This window comes from Lysinibacillus sp. K60 (assembly GCF_019731275.1).
GTDB classification, from domain to species: Bacteria; Bacillota; Bacilli; order Bacillales_A; family Planococcaceae; genus Lysinibacillus; species Lysinibacillus capsici.
The window spans coordinates 37080-55135 of the sequence record NZ_JAASJR010000019.1; the positions used below are offsets into that span (position 1 = coordinate 37080).

Annotated in this window: 17 protein-coding genes; all 17 read left to right on the forward strand. The window is 38.4% G+C overall.

Features of this window, described 5'->3' with window-relative positions:
- The 17 genes from tilS (at nt 1) to HCH28_RS24075 (ending at nt 17373) form a co-directional block, all read left to right on the forward strand.
- On the forward strand, nt 1–1407 hold the full coding sequence (gene tilS, locus HCH28_RS23995) for a tRNA lysidine(34) synthetase TilS (protein ID WP_221683402.1): 1407 nt from the start codon (nt 1–3) through the stop codon (nt 1405–1407).
- A 67-nt stretch (nt 1408–1474) separates the two neighbouring features.
- Complete coding sequence (gene hpt, locus HCH28_RS24000; protein ID WP_004229145.1) at nt 1475–2017, forward strand: hypoxanthine phosphoribosyltransferase; 543 nt, start codon at nt 1475–1477, stop codon at nt 2015–2017.
- A gap of 282 nt (nt 2018–2299) precedes the next feature.
- Complete coding sequence (gene ftsH / locus HCH28_RS24005; RefSeq protein ID WP_221683403.1) at nt 2300–4327, forward strand: ATP-dependent zinc metalloprotease FtsH; 2028 nt, start codon at nt 2300–2302, stop codon at nt 4325–4327.
- 153 nt (nt 4328–4480) lie between these two features.
- Nucleotides 4481–5314 carry an aldo/keto reductase gene (locus HCH28_RS24010; protein ID WP_313150724.1) on the forward strand — a complete coding sequence of 278 codons (834 nt, stop codon included), beginning with the start codon at nt 4481–4483 and terminating at the stop codon, nt 5312–5314.
- Nucleotides 5315–5552: 238 nt separating this feature from the next.
- Entirely contained in the window at nt 5553–6320 is a 768-nt protein-coding gene (locus tag HCH28_RS24015) for a type III pantothenate kinase (protein ID WP_221683404.1), read from the forward strand.
- A 21-nt stretch (nt 6321–6341) separates the two neighbouring features.
- Nucleotides 6342–7223 carry an Hsp33 family molecular chaperone HslO gene (hslO, locus tag HCH28_RS24020; RefSeq protein WP_221683405.1) on the forward strand — a complete coding sequence of 294 codons (882 nt, stop codon included), beginning with the start codon at nt 6342–6344 and terminating at the stop codon, nt 7221–7223.
- Nucleotides 7207–8178, forward strand: a complete 972-nt coding sequence (locus HCH28_RS24025) for a peptidyl-prolyl cis-trans isomerase (RefSeq protein WP_221683406.1) — start codon at nt 7207–7209, stop codon at nt 8176–8178. Before hslO ends, HCH28_RS24025 begins: the two co-directional genes overlap by 17 nt.
- Before the next feature lie 247 nt (nt 8179–8425).
- The gene (gene cysK, locus HCH28_RS24030; protein WP_004229133.1) at nt 8426–9355 is read left to right on the forward strand and encodes a cysteine synthase A; all 930 of its coding nucleotides are present in this window, start codon (nt 8426–8428) and stop codon (nt 9353–9355) included.
- A gap of 126 nt (nt 9356–9481) precedes the next feature.
- On the forward strand, nt 9482–10912 hold the full coding sequence (gene pabB, locus HCH28_RS24035; RefSeq protein ID WP_221683407.1) for an aminodeoxychorismate synthase, component I: 1431 nt from the start codon (nt 9482–9484) through the stop codon (nt 10910–10912).
- Complete coding sequence (gene pabA, locus HCH28_RS24040) at nt 10909–11490, forward strand: aminodeoxychorismate/anthranilate synthase component II (protein ID WP_221683408.1); 582 nt, start codon at nt 10909–10911, stop codon at nt 11488–11490. The genes pabB and pabA overlap by 4 nt, the downstream gene beginning before the upstream one ends.
- Nucleotides 11491–12330, forward strand: a complete 840-nt coding sequence (pabC, locus tag HCH28_RS24045) for an aminodeoxychorismate lyase (protein WP_221683409.1) — start codon at nt 11491–11493, stop codon at nt 12328–12330.
- A 13-nt stretch (nt 12331–12343) separates the two neighbouring features.
- Nucleotides 12344–13198, forward strand: a complete 855-nt coding sequence (gene folP, locus HCH28_RS24050; protein WP_221683410.1) for a dihydropteroate synthase — start codon at nt 12344–12346, stop codon at nt 13196–13198.
- The gene (gene folB / locus HCH28_RS24055; RefSeq protein ID WP_221683411.1) at nt 13198–13563 is read left to right on the forward strand and encodes a dihydroneopterin aldolase; all 366 of its coding nucleotides are present in this window, start codon (nt 13198–13200) and stop codon (nt 13561–13563) included. Before folP ends, folB begins: the two co-directional genes overlap by 1 nt.
- A complete protein-coding gene (gene folK, locus HCH28_RS24060; RefSeq protein ID WP_221683412.1) occupies nt 13563–14075 on the forward strand; it encodes a 2-amino-4-hydroxy-6-hydroxymethyldihydropteridine diphosphokinase in 513 nt (170 codons plus the stop codon). The genes folB and folK overlap by 1 nt, the downstream gene beginning before the upstream one ends.
- Nucleotides 14076–14162: 87 nt before the next feature.
- A complete protein-coding gene (dusB, locus tag HCH28_RS24065; protein WP_221683413.1) occupies nt 14163–15203 on the forward strand; it encodes a tRNA dihydrouridine synthase DusB in 1041 nt (346 codons plus the stop codon).
- 179 nt (nt 15204–15382) lie between these two features.
- Nucleotides 15383–16885 (forward strand): lysine--tRNA ligase, encoded by a 1503-nt coding sequence (gene lysS, locus HCH28_RS24070; protein ID WP_221683414.1) that lies wholly within the window; start codon nt 15383–15385, stop codon nt 16883–16885.
- A gap of 206 nt (nt 16886–17091) precedes the next feature.
- On the forward strand, nt 17092–17373 hold the full coding sequence (locus tag HCH28_RS24075; RefSeq protein ID WP_221683415.1) for a hypothetical protein: 282 nt from the start codon (nt 17092–17094) through the stop codon (nt 17371–17373).
- Nucleotides 17374–18056 lie beyond the last annotated feature (683 nt).

Genomic DNA, 18056 nt, shown 5'->3' on the forward strand with positions numbered 1-18056 from the left:
TTGTCATTTGAATTAAAGGTCAAAGCATTTATAGAAGAAGAGCAATTATTACAGCAAGGCGACCATCTTCTCATCGCCGTTTCGGGTGGGGTAGATTCTATGGCTTTACTTCATTACTTTATTCAAACACAGGAGCAGTGGAACATTCAGGTAGAAGCCGTACATGTTGATCATATGTTGAGAGGAGAAGCCTCTTCTGAGGATAGGGCTTTTGTTCAAAAATATTGTGACGCTAATAGTGTTTACTTACATGCCAAGGAAATTCCTATACCTACAATATTGGCACAGGAGAACGGGAATACACAGCTAATTTGTCGTAGGGAAAGGTATCAATTTTTCAAAGAAATTCTGCAAAAAACAAATGCTAATAAGCTTGTAACTGCACATCATGCGGATGACCAACTGGAGTCAGTATTAATGGCCCTTACAAAAAATGCAACAATGAATAGCATGCAGGGCATACGTCCTCAAAGAATTTTTGGAGGAAAATCATTAATTCGTCCGTTTTTAACGGTTACAAAGTCTGAAATAGGGGAATATTTACTTAGAAAAGGTTTAGATTATCGAGAAGATGCTAGCAATTCTAAAGATACCTATGTACGTAATCGTTTTAGACATCATGTAGTGCCTTTACTGCAGGCAGAGAATCCGCGAGTGACTGAACAGGTGACCCATTTCACAAAGCAATTGCAAGAAGACGATACCTTTTTAATGACATTGGCCCAAGATGTATTTTCCCAAATCATCATAAGAAATAATGAAAATACATATCGCATGGAAATTGAGGCATTTCAATTGGTACCACTTGCTTTACAAAGGAGGCTCATTTTAATACTATTAAACTATCTTTACAAAGATTCAAATACGATACAAAGTTATGCCTTATTGACTTCAATTTTAAAGCTTTGTGATACAACAGCAGGGTATGCTGAAATTCACTTACCTGAAGATTTTCTAGCAGTTCGCCGTTATGGAAATTTAACGATTCAGAAAAAGGAGCCGTTAGAAGGCCTAGCTTCTCCTGAGAAACAGGTTATTTCGACTGCTAATGGCTGGACAACACTGACAAATGGTGAGCGCTTACGCGTAGTCAATTTGCATGATTTATCGTCTGAATTGCTGACGGATACTGCACAACTTTTTTATTTTAACGCTAGCAAACTCCACCTACCGCTCTATGTTCGGGCACGCAGGGATGGAGATAGAATGCTGTTAAAAGGAATGGATCAGCCAAAACGCTTATCTCGCCTTTTTATAGATGAAAAGATTCCTTTAAATGAGCGAAATAGCTGGCCGTTACTGATTTCTCAATCTGATGAGGTGGTAGCGGTAATTGGTGTGCGTATGGGAATATTTTTTTCAACCACTCCGCAACCAAACGATGATACAGTGCTCATCGTAGACTAAGGTCTTTGTAAAATATTTCACCGAAATAGGGTGAAGATTTTTTGATACATCACGAGGAGGAATCGATATGTTACAAAACGACATCGAAAAAATTATGATTACAGAAGAACAATTGCAAGAAAGAATTGCAGACTTAGGCGCGCAATTAACAGAGGAATACAAAGATGCATTTCCATTAGCTGTTGGCGTACTGAAAGGGGCAATGCCATTTATGACAGACCTCATGAAACGATTCGATTCTTTCATCGAACTTGATTTTATGGATGTGTCTAGCTACGGTAATGCTACCGTGTCATCTGGTGAAGTTAAGATTTTAAAGGATTTGAATACAAGCGTTGAGGGACGTGACGTATTAATTATCGAGGACATTATTGATAGTGGTTTAACTTTAAGCTATCTAGTAGATTTATTTAAATATCGCAAAGCAAAGTCCATTAAAATTGTTACATTACTTGATAAACCATCAGGTCGGAAGGTGAATTTGTCTGCTGACTATGTTGGTTTCGAAGTGCCAGATGGCTTTGTTGTAGGATATGGCTTAGATTACGCTGAAAAATATCGTAACTTACCTTATATTGGTATTTTAAAGCCTGAGGTATATTCTTTCTAAGATACAAAAGACCAGCTATAAAAAGTAAAGGTCTCCAGCGCAGGTCACGTATTTTTAGTTATGTTTAACATAATTCAAAATCTTGACACAATGTTTAGCTATATCGAGCCCGAGGAACAGGTACAATTACGCTGGGACATATAAAGATGGCCTAAAAACTGTTGTGATAACGGCAATAGGTGAACGAAACATTTTTTAAGTAGGGCTTTTCGTTGTATGATGAAATCATGATATGTTAAGATTTTACTTATAATTTTTCTGTTTGTAATGAGGAGGCTGGAGATGAATCGAATATTTCGATATACCATATTCTATCTACTGATTTTCCTAGTGATAATCGGTATTTTTGGTACTTTCAATGGTGGAAATTCCCCAACGAAAGAATTAACTTATCATGAGTTTCAAGAAGCTCTAGATAAGAAAGAAATAACAAGTGCTACAATTCAACCTGATAAATCAGTTTACGTCGTTGAAGGAACACTGAAGGGGTATGAAAAAGGGGAAAGCTTTACTACAAACATCCCTCGTGAAAACCAATCTTTAATGGACCGCATCGATGAGGCTGCTAAGGATAAAAATAGTAATATTAGTTTTTTAGCAGCACCAGAAACAAGTGGATGGATTCAATTCTTTACAGGAATTATTCCTTTCATTATCATCATTTTCTTATTCTTCTTCCTAATGAGTCAATCTCAAGGTGGCGGTAATAAAGTGATGAGCTTTGGTAAAAGTAAAGCTAAACTGTATGATGATCAGAAGAAAAAAGTACGTTTTACAGATGTAGCAGGTGCTGATGAAGAGAAAGCAGAGCTTGTTGAGGTGGTAGAATTCTTAAAAGACCATCGCAAGTTCACTGAAATTGGTGCCCGTATTCCAAAGGGTATCTTACTTGTAGGTCCTCCAGGCACAGGTAAAACATTACTTGCACGAGCAGTAGCTGGTGAAGCAGGTGTTCCATTCTTCTCTATCTCGGGTTCTGACTTCGTAGAAATGTTTGTCGGTGTTGGGGCTTCACGTGTTCGAGATCTATTTGAAAATGCTAAGAAAAATGCTCCATGTATCATCTTTATCGATGAGATTGATGCAGTAGGTCGTCAACGTGGTGCTGGTCTTGGTGGAGGCCATGATGAGCGTGAACAAACATTAAACCAGTTATTAGTTGAAATGGATGGTTTCGGTGCCAATGAAGGAATTATTATCATTGCCGCAACAAACCGCCCTGATATTTTAGATAAAGCATTATTACGTCCAGGTCGTTTTGACCGTCAAATTACAGTAGGGCATCCTGATGTAAAAGGCCGTGAGGCAATTCTTAAAGTACATGCACGTAATAAGCCTTTAGCAGATACAGTTGATTTAGCAGCTGTTGCTCAACGTACGCCAGGTTTCTCAGGTGCGGATTTAGAAAATCTACTTAACGAAGCGGCGCTTGTAGCTGCTCGAAAAAGTAAGCGCACTATAAATATGGCAGATATTGATGAAGCATCAGACCGAGTAATTGCTGGTCCTGCAAAAGCCAGTCGCGTATATTCTGCGAAAGAGAAGAAACTTGTATCCTTCCATGAAGCTGGCCACGTAGTCGTTGGTCTTGAGCTAGATGAGGCTGATACAGTACACAAAGTAACAATTGTTCCTCGTGGGCAAGCGGGTGGATATGCGATTATGTTACCGAAGGAAGAGCGTTTCTTTACGACAAAGCAAGAGCTTTTAGATCGTATTGCAGGTCTTCTGGGTGGTCGTGTAGCTGAAGAGATTGTTCTTGGTGAAGTTTCTACGGGAGCACATAACGATTTCCAAAAGGTTACAAGCATTGCCCGTGCTATGGTTACTGAATACGGAATGAGTGAGAACCTTGGAGCTATGCAATTTGGTTCAAGTCAAGGTGGTAATGTATTCCTTGGCCGCGACTTTAATTCTGACCAGAACTATTCTGATTCAATAGCCTATGAAATTGATAAAGAAATGCAAAAAATTATTGATACACAATATGAGCGTACTAAGCGTATTCTTACGGAAAAACGTCACCTGCTTGATTTAATTGCCAATACACTAATGGAAAAAGAAACATTAAATGCACAAGAAATTGAGCATTTACGTGATCATGGTGTGTTACCAGAACCTGAGGCTACAGAAAAAATTGAGGAGAACACTCCAAAGATTGAAGCAAAGCCTACATTAGATACTATTGGCGAACCAGTTGTTGAAAAAGAGCTACTAAGTAAAGAGTCAAATCCAACAACTTTGGATTTAGCAAAAGAACGTAAAGAACCGAATGATGCACCTAAGGGTATCGATGAAAAACGTGATTAAAAATAGGGAAGACTGTTTACTAGTTCAGTAAGCAGTCTTTTTCTTTGCCTTTTCTTATTAATAAGCATTAGGATAGAGTAGTAAAAAAGACAAGCTGCATACAACTCTGCCATTTAGAGAGATGTTAGCCAAAGCAGATAGGAGTGTATACGCGTGGGAAATGTTGTATTGAATAATGGTCTTAAAATGCCATTGGTTGGTTATGGTGTCTTTCGAGTACCCGAAGGAGATGACCTAGCTGAAGCAGTCAAAACAGCTATAGCAAAAGGTTATCGTAGTATTGATACAGCACAAGTATATCGCAACGAAGAAAGTGTTGGACGAGGAATACGAGCAGCCATTGAAGAAGGCTTAGTAACTCGTGAAGAATTATTTATAACATCGAAAGTTTGGAACGATGGACTTTCCTATGAAGAAACACTTGCGGCATATGACAGCAGTCTAGAAAAAATAGGATTAGACTATTTGGATTTATATTTAGTACATTGGCCTGGCATAGACCAAAATTATATTGAGGTTTATAAAGCACTAGAAAAGATTTACCAGGATGGTCGTGTACGTTCGATTGGTGTTAGTAATTTCCACGTACACCATTTAGAAAACCTTTTGAAGGAAACGACTGTCGTCCCTGTTATTAATCAAATTGAATTCCATCCGCACTTAATACAGGAGGAAGTACGTGCCTTCTGTAAGGATAAGGGCATACAGGTGGAGGCATGGTCTCCGTTGATGAATGGTTCTCTACTGGAAGAGGCATTGATTCAAGAGCTAGCATCTAAATATGGCAAAACGCCTGCACAGATTGTACTACGCTATGATGTGCAACATGATGTTGTCACGATTCCGAAAACAATGACACCAGCACGTATGGTTGAAAACCTAGCTGTTTTTGATTTTACGTTAACTGAGCAGGAAATGACACAGTTAGATGCAATGAACGATGGACTACGTTGTGGTCCAGATCCAGAAAAATTTAATTTCAAATGATTGTAAGAGAGGCTACCATATTTGGGGGGCCTCTTTTTAAAGAAGGATGATAACATACAATTGTTTTTAACAAAAAATATAGGTGTTTATCATCACTTGTAGTACAAACAACATCTGCTGAATCAAGATAAAAAGTATGGTATCATTTTCTAAAGTGTTTTATCCTCATTCCAGCTAGAGAGAATGTTGTAATATGAGGATTGCAAAAGTTACAATGACGATATGGGAGGTGCCATTCTTGATTTTAGTTTTAGATGCAGGGAATTCAAATATTGTATTAGGTGTCTATGATGACAACGATCAATTAGCCTTCCATTGGCGCATGGTGACGGATCTTCATAAAACAGAAGATGAATATGCCATGCAAGTTCTTTCATTTTTTAATCATGCAGGCATTTCATTTGAACAAATAACAGGCATTATTATATCCTCAGTTGTGCCACCAATTATGTTTTCACTAGAGTCGATGTGCCAGAAGTATTTTAGAAAAAAGCCTTTGGTAGTAGGACCAGGTGTGAAAACAGGTTTAAATATTAAATACGAAAATCCACGTGAGGTTGGGTCTGATCGAATAGTGAATGCCATAGCAGCTCTAGATTTATATAAGGCCCCTTGTATCATAGTTGATTTTGGGACAGCAACAACCTATTGTTACTTGAACGAAAAGGGTGATTACATGGGTGGAGCTATTGCGCCAGGCATCACTATTTCTACAGAGGCTCTTTATACACAGGCTGCAAGATTGCCACGTATTGAAATCGTTCGACCTACACATATCGTGGGGAAAACGACCGTTTCTGCCATGCAGGCGGGAATTTTTTATGGCTTTGTCGGGCAAGTTGAGGGCATTGTTAATCGTATAAAAGCACAAAGTAAAGAGGAGCCATTAGTTATTGCTACAGGTGGATTAGCAAATCTAATCGCAGGGGAGACACAAATTATAGATGTTGTAGATCCATTTTTAACGTTAAAGGGTTTATATAAGCTCTATAAACGTAACCAATAGGAAATGAGGGACATTCCATTTATGAGTGATTATTTAGTAAGAGGTTTAGGATTTAATGGACAAGTTCGTGTGTTTGCAGCACGTACAACAGCTACAGTAGGAGAAGTGCAACGCCGTCACGATACATGGCCAGTTGTATCAGCAGCTTTAGGTCGTTCAATGACAGCGGCTGTGATGATGGGAGCCATGCTAAAAGGTGAAGAGAAAATCACTATTAAAATTGAGGGCAACGGTCCAATTGGCCCAATGGTAATTGATAGTAATGCACATGGAGAAGTGCGTGGATTTGTGACAAACCCTCATGTACACTTTGATTTAAACGAGCAAGGTAAGCTAGATGTTCGAGCAGGTGTTGGAACAGAAGGTGCTCTTACAATTGTTAAAGACCTTGGTTTAAGAGATATGTTTTCAGGACAAACACCAATTGTTTCAGGCGAAATTGCTGAAGATTTTACTTATTATTTTGCTACATCTGAGCAAGTACCATCATCTGTAGGCTTAGGCGTATTAGTTAATCCAGATAACACTATTCTTGCGGCTGGCGGATTTATACTTCAATTAATGCCAGGCTGTGAGGAAGAGACGATAACTGAAATTGAGCAACACCTTGCTACAATAGAGCCTGTTTCAAAAATGATTGAAAAAGGTTTTACGCCAGAGCAAATTTTAGAAGCTGTATTAGGAAATGGACATCTACAAATTTTAGATTCCATGCCAGTTGAATTTAAATGTCAATGTGCAAAAGAGCGGTTTGGTGCGGCAATTTTAGGTCTAGGAACAGCGGAAATTAGAGAAATGATTGATGAAGACGGCGGTGCAGAGGCACAATGTCACTTCTGCTTAGAGACATATAGCTTTTCTAAAGATGAGCTAGAAGGGTTTATCGATGAGCTCAACGCGTAATCGCCGACCTTCAACCAATGTAACACCAAACCAAACTCCTTTATTGCAACGTCGTTTAAAGACAAAGCCTGCTTTAGCTGTCATAGCCGTTTTATTATTAGGAAATGTATTATGGTTCATTAGTTGGTTGATCCCGAACAAAGGTCAGGAAATTGGTAGCGACGAACAAGTCGCTGCCATTGACGGGGATGTTATCACGCGCCAAGAGTGGATGATTGCTATGGAGGAAAGATATGGTAAAGAAACACTCCAAAATTTAGTCAATGAAACGGTAATGGAAAAGGCTGCCAAAACATATAAAATTAAAGTTACTGATAAAGAAATTGATCTTGAATTAGCGTTAATGCGATCAGCTCAAGATAAGTTTGATACAGCCATGCAAAATCTTTCGGCAGAGCAACTACGCCAAAAGATTCGGTCACAGCTGATATTGGATAAGGTACTCACGAAAGACGTAGTGATAGAGGAAGAAAACGTTGAAAAGTATTATGAGGAAAATCAAGGCTTATATAATACAAAAACAAGCTATCGTACGAATTTTATTGAGGTTGATTCAAAAAAAGCTGCTGATGAGGCACTGGGTGAATTGAAAAATGGCTCTGACTTTACAGTGCTGGCACGAGAAATTTCTGTTGATAGTGCTTCAGCGAGTTTAGGAGGGGATATTGGTTTCCTTACAGAAAATCAGGAAAATATAGACCCTGCAATTATTAATACTGTAAAATCCCTAAAGGCAAATGAGGTAAGTAAAGCCTTTAAGTTAGATAATGGTCATTATGGCATTGTTCAAGTACAAGAGGTATTAGAAGGACAATCCTTTACATATGACGATGTGAAAGAACATATTGAGCGAGAATTAGCTTTAGAGCAATTACCACAATCCGTTACGCCAGAGGCATTTTGGTCTGAATTTAATGCTACTTGGTATTATGGAGAGACTAAAAAAGAAAAATAATTCATGAAAAGAGTCTGCAGGTTTTGCGGGGTAAAATGAGTCTGATCAAACTTACAGGCATTCGTAGTGAATTACCCAAAATGCAGGTTCTTTTTCTTTAGCAGAGGATAAGATTTTTCCTTTTCAAAGCAATGATAAATATTCTGAAAATATTAGTTTTATTTATTGACAATCGAATGGAAAAATTGATAAAATACAAAATAAGTAAAACCTATAAAAATAGTAGGGATTGGGAGTGGATTAGTAAATGAGTAGATTAGCAAACTCGGTAGCTGAATTAGTTGGTAAAACACCAATTGTAAAATTAAATCATGCAACAAGTGAAAATGAAGGTACTGTGTATGTAAAATTAGAATATTTTAATCCGGGAAGCTCGGTGAAAGACCGTCTAGCTTTAGCCATGATCGAAGCTGCCGAAAAAGACGGGACATTAAAACCAGGTGGTACAATTATTGAGCCGACATCTGGTAATACAGGTATTGGTCTTGCAATGATTGCCGCTGCTAAAGGTTATAAAGCCATTTTAGTTATGCCAGAAACAATGAGCTTAGAGCGTCGTAATTTATTGCGTGCTTACGGTGCAGAGCTTGTATTAACGCCTGGTCCAGCAGGTATGAAAGGTGCAATTGCTAAAGCAGAAGAACTATCTGAAGAACATGGCTACTTTCTACCACAACAATTTACAAATCCTGCGAACGCGGTAATTCACCGTTTAACAACAGGCCCAGAAATAGTAGAAGCATTTGATGGCCTAACACTTGATGCTTTTGTAGCTGGTGTTGGCACAGGTGGTACAATTACTGGTGCTGGTGCGGTCTTAAAAGAAAAGTATCCAAACATTGAAATCATTGCAGTTGAACCAAAGGATTCACCAGTTCTTTCTGGTGGTCAACCAGGGCCTCATAAAATTCAAGGAATTGGCGCTGGATTTGTACCAGCAGTTTTAGATACGGAAGTCTATTCTTCAGTATTCCCTGTTGAAAATGAGGTTGCTTTTGAAGTAGCACGTAAAGTAGCGCGTGAAGAAGGAATCCTATGTGGTATTTCATCTGGTGCTGCAATCTATGCTGCAATTGAAGCGGCAAAACGTTTAGGTAAGGGTTCGAATGTCCTTGCTATTGTGCCTTCTAATGGTGAGCGTTATCTATCAACACCTTTATATCAATTTGAAGACTAATTCAATTTTTTATGTAAGGGCTCCTTTATAAAGGGGCCCTTTTTTAGTGCAAAAACTTGGACACTATGAAAATTACAAAAATATTCGCTTCTATGTAATAATCAAGTTAAGATGGAATCACAGCATATGTTTAAAGGGGAAAATAACTTGAAAACAATACTTACAAAAACATTAACGATGGATGCAGATTCATTTTTTTATAGCTATAAAAGGCAGACAGAGACTCAGCAAGCGCATGTGTTTTTAGAAAGTGGACGTGGTGGACATTTTTCAATAGCTGCGTGGAATCCATTAGCTACCGCACGATCAGTAGAGGGTGGGCTTTTGGTCAATTGGAGAAATGGCAGACAGGAAGTTTTACAAGGTGAGCCCCTCGACTTACTGGAAGAGCTTGTGGCGGAATATCAGGTTTCTTATAATGGAGAGCTACCTGTTTTTCAGGGAGGGGCTATTGGATTTGTGTCGTATGATTATGCTCGTAAAATTGAGGAGCTTCCTAATACAGCAACAGATGATTTACAAGTGCCAGATATCTATTATTATATCTTTGATTGCTGGGCCGTACATGATGTGAAAACGAATACCGTGACACTTATGAAGTTAGAAGAGAATGAGGTTAACTTGGAAGAATGGGCTAACATCTGGCAGGTTGCAGCACAGGCTGGATTAGACGCGCGCAAATTTGAGAAAACAACCGCTATAGAAGTTAAGAATGATGAAAATGAGTTGCTTGTTTCATTTGCAGGCGACGATTTCGAGGCAGCGGTTAAAAAAATCCAAACGTATATCGCGCAAGGTGATGTCTTTCAGGTGAATTTATCTGTGCGTCAGTCTAAGAAACTCAATGCAACTGCACTAGATGTCTATGAGGCACTACGAGCGTTTAATCCGTCACCATATATGGCTTATATTGAAGCACCTGATTTCTCTGTTGTTTCTGGATCGCCAGAGTTACTAGTCAAGCGTCAAGGCAATGAGTTGTCGACAAGACCAATAGCTGGCACTCGACCAAGAGGAAAGTCCGAAGAGGAAGATTTAGCATTGGCTCAAGAATTAATTGATAATGATAAAGAACGTGCTGAGCATGTGATGTTAGTGGATTTAGAGCGCAATGATTTAGGACGTGTATCCACCTATGGAACAGTGAAAGTGGATGAGTTTATGGTTATTGAGCGCTATTCACATGTTATGCATATCGTTTCGAATGTGCGTGGAGAAATAGCAGAAGGGAAAACGAATGCAGACGTTATTCGTGCGATGTTCCCAGGTGGCACAATTACAGGAGCACCAAAAATCCGCACTATGGAAATTATTGAAGAATTGGAGCCTGTAAGACGTGGTTTATATACAGGCTCGATCGGTTGGCTAGGCTTTACAGGTGATATGGAGTTTAATATTGTAATCCGTACAGCGTTTGTAAAAGATGGGGTTGCGCATATTCAAGCTGGAGCAGGCATTGTCATTGACTCTGTTCCGGAAAGAGAGTATCAGGAATCTTTAAATAAAGCGAAGGCAATGTGGCAGGCAAAGGCAATGGCAGAGGAGCGAGTAAAATGATTTTAATGATCGATAACTACGATTCATTTATTTATAACATCGTCCAATATTTGGGCGAATTTGGTCATGACATAGTAGTAAAACGTAATGATGTTATTACAGTAGAAGAAATAGAACAACTTGCGCCAGATATGATTGTTATTTCTCCAGGGCCATGTAGTCCAAATGAGGCAGGGGAAAGCCTGAACATTATTAAATATTTCGCGGGAAATATTCCGATTTTAGGGGTTTGTCTTGGACATCAGGCACTTGCACAAGTGTTTGGTGGTCATGTCATACAAGCGGAACGTTTAATGCATGGGAAGACATCACCCGTGCTGCATGCTGAAGTAGGTTTGCATAAAAGCATGCCAAATCCATTCCAAGCAACTCGCTATCATTCTCTTATTGTCGATAAGGAGACATTACCAGCGTGTCTAGAAGTAACAGCTTGGACAGAAGAAGGAGAAATTATGGGTTTACGTCATAAGGAATATCCTATTGAGGGTGTACAATATCATCCGGAATCCATTATGACCGAGCAAGGGAAACAACTACTTCGCCAATTTATAGAAATGTATGTAGAAGGAGTGAAATAGATGCAGTGCTGGATGAACGGAAACTATATGGCGGCCCAGGATCTGAGAATTTCGCCATTTGATCATGGATTTTTATATGGATTAGGATTTTTTGAAACGTTCCGAACATATGGTGGTCAGGTATTTTACTGGGAAGCACATATGGAAAGATTACAGCATGCTTTATCACAATATCACATTTATTTAAACTATTCTGAAAGTGTATTACTTGAGGCTGTGCAACAACTAAATCAACTTGCTGGCGGTCAGGATGGTTACTTCCGTTTAAATGTATCTGCGGGTGAACATAATATTGGATTACAGCCAACAGAATATAGACAACCTAATATCATCATTTTTCGCAAGGAACTTCAAGACACACCGCGTGGTACTGAAAAGTTTGCACAATGGCTTACCATACCACGCAATACACCTGAACAAGCCTTTCGTGTTAAATCGCACCATTACGGCAATAACGTGCTTGGTCGCTTTGAAATGCCATCACTGGCCCAACAAGAAGGTTTCTTTTTAACAGAATCAGGCTATGTAGCTGAAGGTGTGACATCAAATATATTTTGGATAAAAAATGATATACTATATACTCCTTCCTTGGAGACAGGTATTTTACCAGGAATTATTCGTGCATGGGTTATAGAAAAGGCTAGTGCGCTAAACCTTGACGTACAGGAAGGCTTTTATACAAAAGAGGATTTACTACAAAGTACGGAATGCTTCATTACCAATTCAGTACAAGAACTTGTGCCTATTAGTAGCTTGGAGAACCAGCCATTTTTAGGCAATAAAGGACCTATTTATTCCATTTTGCATAGCGCATTTGTTCAAGAAGTGGAACGAGGATAGAAGGAGCGTTTACATGCTAGAAAAATATACGAAACCATTAACGATTAATGGTATTACATTAGACTATAGACAAGAAACATTTGTTATGGGGATTCTAAATGTTACACCGGACTCCTTCTCTGATGGAGGAAAGTATAACAATGTGGAGGCTGCTGTTACTCAAGCAAAAAAAATGGTGGCCGAAGGAGCAAAAATTATCGATGTAGGTGGAGAGTCTACACGTCCTGGGTACGAACGAATTTCAGATGAAGATGAAATTGCACGCATCGTGCCTGTTATTCAAGCGTTAGCACAGGAAGTAAAGGTCATTATTTCAGTTGATACGTATAAAGCAAGTGTGGCGCGTGCCGCAATTGAAGCGGGCGCACACATCATCAATGATATTTGGGGAGCAAAGGCAGAACCAGAAATTGCTCAGGTTGCTGCAGACTTACATGTTCCGATCATTTTAATGCATAATCGTGAAAATATGGATTATGGTGTTGATTTTTGGACGACTGCAAAGGCAGATTTAGAAAAAAGTATTGCCATTGCACAGCAAGCGGGAGTTCCCGATCATCATATCATCTTAGATCCAGGTATCGGCTTTGCTAAAAATACTGCACAAAATATAGCTATGATGCAACACTTATCGGATTTAGTGGCTATGGGCTATCCCGTATTATTAGCAACATCACGTAAATCAATGATTGGTAATGTCCTGAACTTACCTGTTGAGGAGCGACTTGAAGGGACAAGCGCAACAGTGGTTTATGGAATTGAAAAGGGTTGTCATATGATAAGAGTTCATGATGTAAAGGAAATGGCGCGGGCAACGTATATGACGGATGTATTAGTGGGTAAACGTTTGTTTAAGGAGGAAGCGTGATGGATTATATTCATTTAAAGGACATGCAGTTCTATGGTTATCATGGTGTATTAGCAGCTGAAACTACTCTAGGCCAACGCTTTCGAGCAAATGTTTCGCTTGCAGTAGACATGACAAAAGCTGGTGAAACGGATGATCTTTCTTATACCGTTAATTATGCAGAGGTATATGCGTTATGTCGGGATATTGTAGAGGGCGAACCGTTTAAGCTTATTGAGGCTCTTGTTGTGAAAATAGCAAATGTGATTTTAGCAAGCTATCCTGATAAAGTAAAAGGAGTTCGTGTAGAGCTCATTAAACCAGACCCCCCTATTCATGGCTATTATAAAGAAGTCTCTGTTGAGGTTACGAGGGGTGTTTTCTAATGAAGGATGTCTATTTATCTATCGGAACAAATATGGGGGAGAGATATGAGAATCTTCAGCACGCAGTAGACCTTTTAAAGGAAAAGAAGGAACTAGAGTTGATTCGTGTTTCATCTGTCTTTGAGACAGCTGCTGTAGGTTATACGGATCAGGCAGATTTTTTAAATATAGCTGTTCATCTAAAAACAGCTATATCGTCTGTTGAGATGTTGAATATTTGCCAAGAAATCGAACAGGAATTAGGGCGTGTAAGAGAATTCCGCTGGGGCCCAAGAGTTATTGATCTTGACATTTTACTTTACAATCAAGAGAATATTGAAACGGAGAATTTAATTGTTCCTCATCCAAGAATGTACGAGCGAGCGTTCGTCCTAGTACCACTTGTAGAGATTACACCATCACCATTCGATGAACAGCTACAACAAGCGCATGATCTGTTACAGCAAATGGATTGTGAAAAGGAAGGCGTAATCTTCTGGAACCACTTTAATGAGCCGTCAGCGGTAAATTAAGTATTTGTATAGGAATGGATTATCAGCGTATAGCATTAACGATAGATAGAGAAAATAGGTAAAGCCTATAGAGGAGGAAGAAAAACGTTGGGTCAGTCAACAGACAAGCCATTTCAAATTGGCGATATTGTCATGGACAACCGAGTAGTATTAGCGCCAATGGCTGGGATTTGTAACTCTGCTTTCCGATTAACGGTTAAGGAGTTTGGGGCAGGTCTCGTATACGCTGAAATGATTAGTGATAAGGGCATTGTCCAAAAAAATGAAAAAACATTAGGTATGCTTTATATCGATGAACGTGAAAATCCTCTTTCACTGCAAATCTTTGGTGGAGATAAAGAAACCTTAGTGGAAGCAGCGAAATATGTGGATGAAAATACGACTGCTGATATTATTGATATCAACATGGGGTGTCCTGTTAATAAAATTATAAAATGTGAAGCGGGAGCACGTTTACTACTTGATCCTAATAAAGTATATGAGATGGTAGCGGCTGTTGTGGATGCTGTTAAAAAGCCTGTTAGCGTAAAAATGCGTATTGGTTGGGATGAAGAACATATCTTTGCAATTGAAAACGCTCAAGCTGTTGAGCGTGCAGGTGCAGCTGCAGTAGCAGTTCATGGTCGTACACGTGTACAAATGTATGAAGGTAAAGCGAACTGGGATTACATTCGTCAAGTGAAGGAAAATGTCAGCATTCCTGTGCTAGGTAATGGTGACGTGGAAACACCCCAAGATGCTAAACGTATGCTGGAAACTACAGGTGTAGATGCAGTAATGATTGGACGTGCTGCTTTAGGTAATCCATGGATGATCTATCGTACGGTTCAATACCTAGCAACTGGTGAATTAAAAGAAGAGCCAAGTGTACGAGAAAAAATGGACGTATGTTTACTACACTTTGAACGACTTCTTCAATTAAAGGGAGAAGGAATTGCAGTACGGGAAATGCGTAAGCATGCATCATGGTATTTAAAAGGAATCCGTGGCAATGGTAAGGCCCGCAATGCTATTAACCAAACAGAAACGGCGGCAGAACTTCGAGTACTATTAAATAGTCTTGTACAGGAGTATGAAGAAAGCGAAACTAAATTGATTGTTCCAGAAGTCAAAGAATTAATTATATAGTTTTTATTATGGGCGTCTCTATAATTTGATAGAGGCGCCTTGTCAGCAACACCTTTAATTTTTAGAATTATTAATTATTTTGTATTGGATTGAAAATAAATTGAAACAGATGATTACAGCACTGAAATTGTGTACAATAGAAATATTATGGACGTAAACGCGGACAATTTACTTAAGGAGTGAAACAAGTGTCAAATATAGAAGAATTAAATGATCAACTATTGGTGAGACGCCAAAAGATGACAACGATACTAGAAAATGGACAAGATCCATTTGGAAGCCGTTTTGAGCGTACACATTTATCAACAGAAGTACGTGAGCAATTTGCAGATCAAACAAAAGAACAGCTTGAGGAAAACCTTCAAGAGGTAATTATTGCGGGCCGTATTATGACGAAACGTGGTAAAGGAAAAGCTGGCTTTGCACATATTCAAGATTTAAATGGTCAAATACAAATTTATGTTCGTCAAGATCATGTAGGCGAAGAAGCGTATGAATTATTTAAACAAGCTGATTTAGGAGATATCGTTGGTGTGCGTGGTAACGTGTTCCGTACACAAGTGGGAGAACTTTCTGTAAAGGCTGAGGAATTCACATTCCTTACAAAAGCGCTACGTCCTATGCCAGAGAAATTCCACGGCTTGCAGGATGTTGAGCAACGTTATCGCCAACGTTATCTAGATTTAATGACAAACGAAGATAGCAAAAAGACATTTATCACGCGTTCGAAAATTATTCGTGCAATACGAAATTACTTAGATAATGCTGGATACTTAGAAGTAGAAACACCAATGCTTCACACAATTGCTGGTGGCGCAGCTGCTCGTCCATTTATTACGCATCACAATGCCCTTGATATGGAATTATATATGCGAATTGCCATCGAATTGCATTTAAAACGTTTAATAGTTGGTGGTTTAGAGAAAGTTTACGAGATCGGACGTGTGTTCCGTAATGAAGGAATTTCTACACGCCACAACCCTGAATTTACAATGATTGAACTGTATGAAGCATTTGCTGATTATCAAGATATCATGTCTCTAACTGAAAACCTTATTGCACATGTAGCCCAAGAAGTTCTTGGTACAACATCCGTTCAATATGGTGAAGATGAAATCAACCTTGCTGTAGGCTGGAAACGAGTTCATATGGTTGACGCTGTAAAAGAGGCAACAGGTGTAGACTTCTGGCAGCCGATGACAAAAGAACAAGCACAAGCACTTGCTAAAGAGCATGGAGTTGAAGTAAAGGATGTTCACGAAGTAGGTCATATTATCAATGAATTCTTCGAACAGAAAGTAGAAGAGACGCTTGTACAGCCTACATTTGTATATGGTCACCCGGTAGAAATCTCACCTCTTGCGAAGAAAAATCCAGAGGACGAGCGTTTTACAGATCGCTTTGAGTTATTTATCGTTCGTCGTGAGCACGCCAATGCTTTCACTGAGTTAAATGACCCTATCGACCAACGCCAACGCTTTGAAGCACAATTGGCAGAAAAAGAAGCAGGTAATGATGAGGCACATGAAATGGACAATGATTTCATTGAAGCATTAGAATACGGTATGCCTCCAACAGGTGGTTTAGGTATTGGTATTGACCGTTTAATTATGCTACTAACAAATTCACCATCAATTCGTGATGTATTATTGTTCCCAACAATGCGTCATATTACAAAATAAATTGCTGCGTAGGCTCTTTATAGAGCTATTAAAGAGCAGTCAATGGATTAAGAGGAGAATTCACATGATAGTGAGTTCTCTTCTTTTTGTTCAATGAAAAAAATTAAGTTGTTTAAACGTGGTTTATATTTAGGTTATACTTTTATAGTTCTATGTTTTTCAAATACAATAAGTATAAAAAAGAAGTATTTTATTGGGGGCTTATAATGAATTACAAAATTATTAACAAACAAGTATATGAACAGGCACAATTACGTTCTGTTTCTGATGTTCCGTTTACAGAGGAAGAACTCGAGCATGGTATGAAATTAGTCGTTGCTAAAAAAGACGAGACTCTTACTTTATATTTAGTAGAAATAGATGGCCATAAGAAATTTGATGTTCGTTGGGACGATTCTTCTGAAATCTTTAGTGGCTGGTATTCTGCATGGGATAACTTCTTGTGGTGTTTAAATATAGTTGACCCTCAAGGTAATGAAATAAAATAGGGACATATTAGAAATAAGCAGGCGCTAAAGTACTTCTACTTTAGCGCCTGCTTATTTTCATTTATTGCATTTTTATAAAACCTTCTAAGACTTAAACAACATATTTAAATTTGTAGTTTTTTATGAGCTATATTTAACTTGAAAAGTAAGTAGTATTGTAATTTAAGATATTGAGATTTAATAGAAAGAGATGTATAGTAAAACAAATAATAAATAAGGAAAGATACTATGATTCACGATTCTCGTAAATGCGCAAAATAGCTTATTAAAGCAAGTTTATTAAATAAAATTAGATTTTGTTTAAAAAACACTTGCGAAGTGCTTTCCAACGTGATAAATTATTACTTGTCGTTAAGACAATGCAATCAACGACATCGAACTTCAAAAACAATTTGAAAAAAGATGTTGACATAAACAATTGATTATAATATAATTTAAAAGTTGTCTCCGATGATTTGAAAAATATTTCAAAAAAGTGTTGACAACGAAAGAGAAGAAATGTTATAATTTAAAAGTTGCTGTCGAGAGATGGTTGCTAAATGAACCTTGAAAACTGAACAAGCAAAACGTAATCAATAAAGTTTTAAGTAACTAGCTTCGGTTAGGGAACGAAACGCAATTTTGGACATCAAACATGATGCCAGCAAAACAATTTGAGCTAATCAAATTTCTTTTATGGAGAG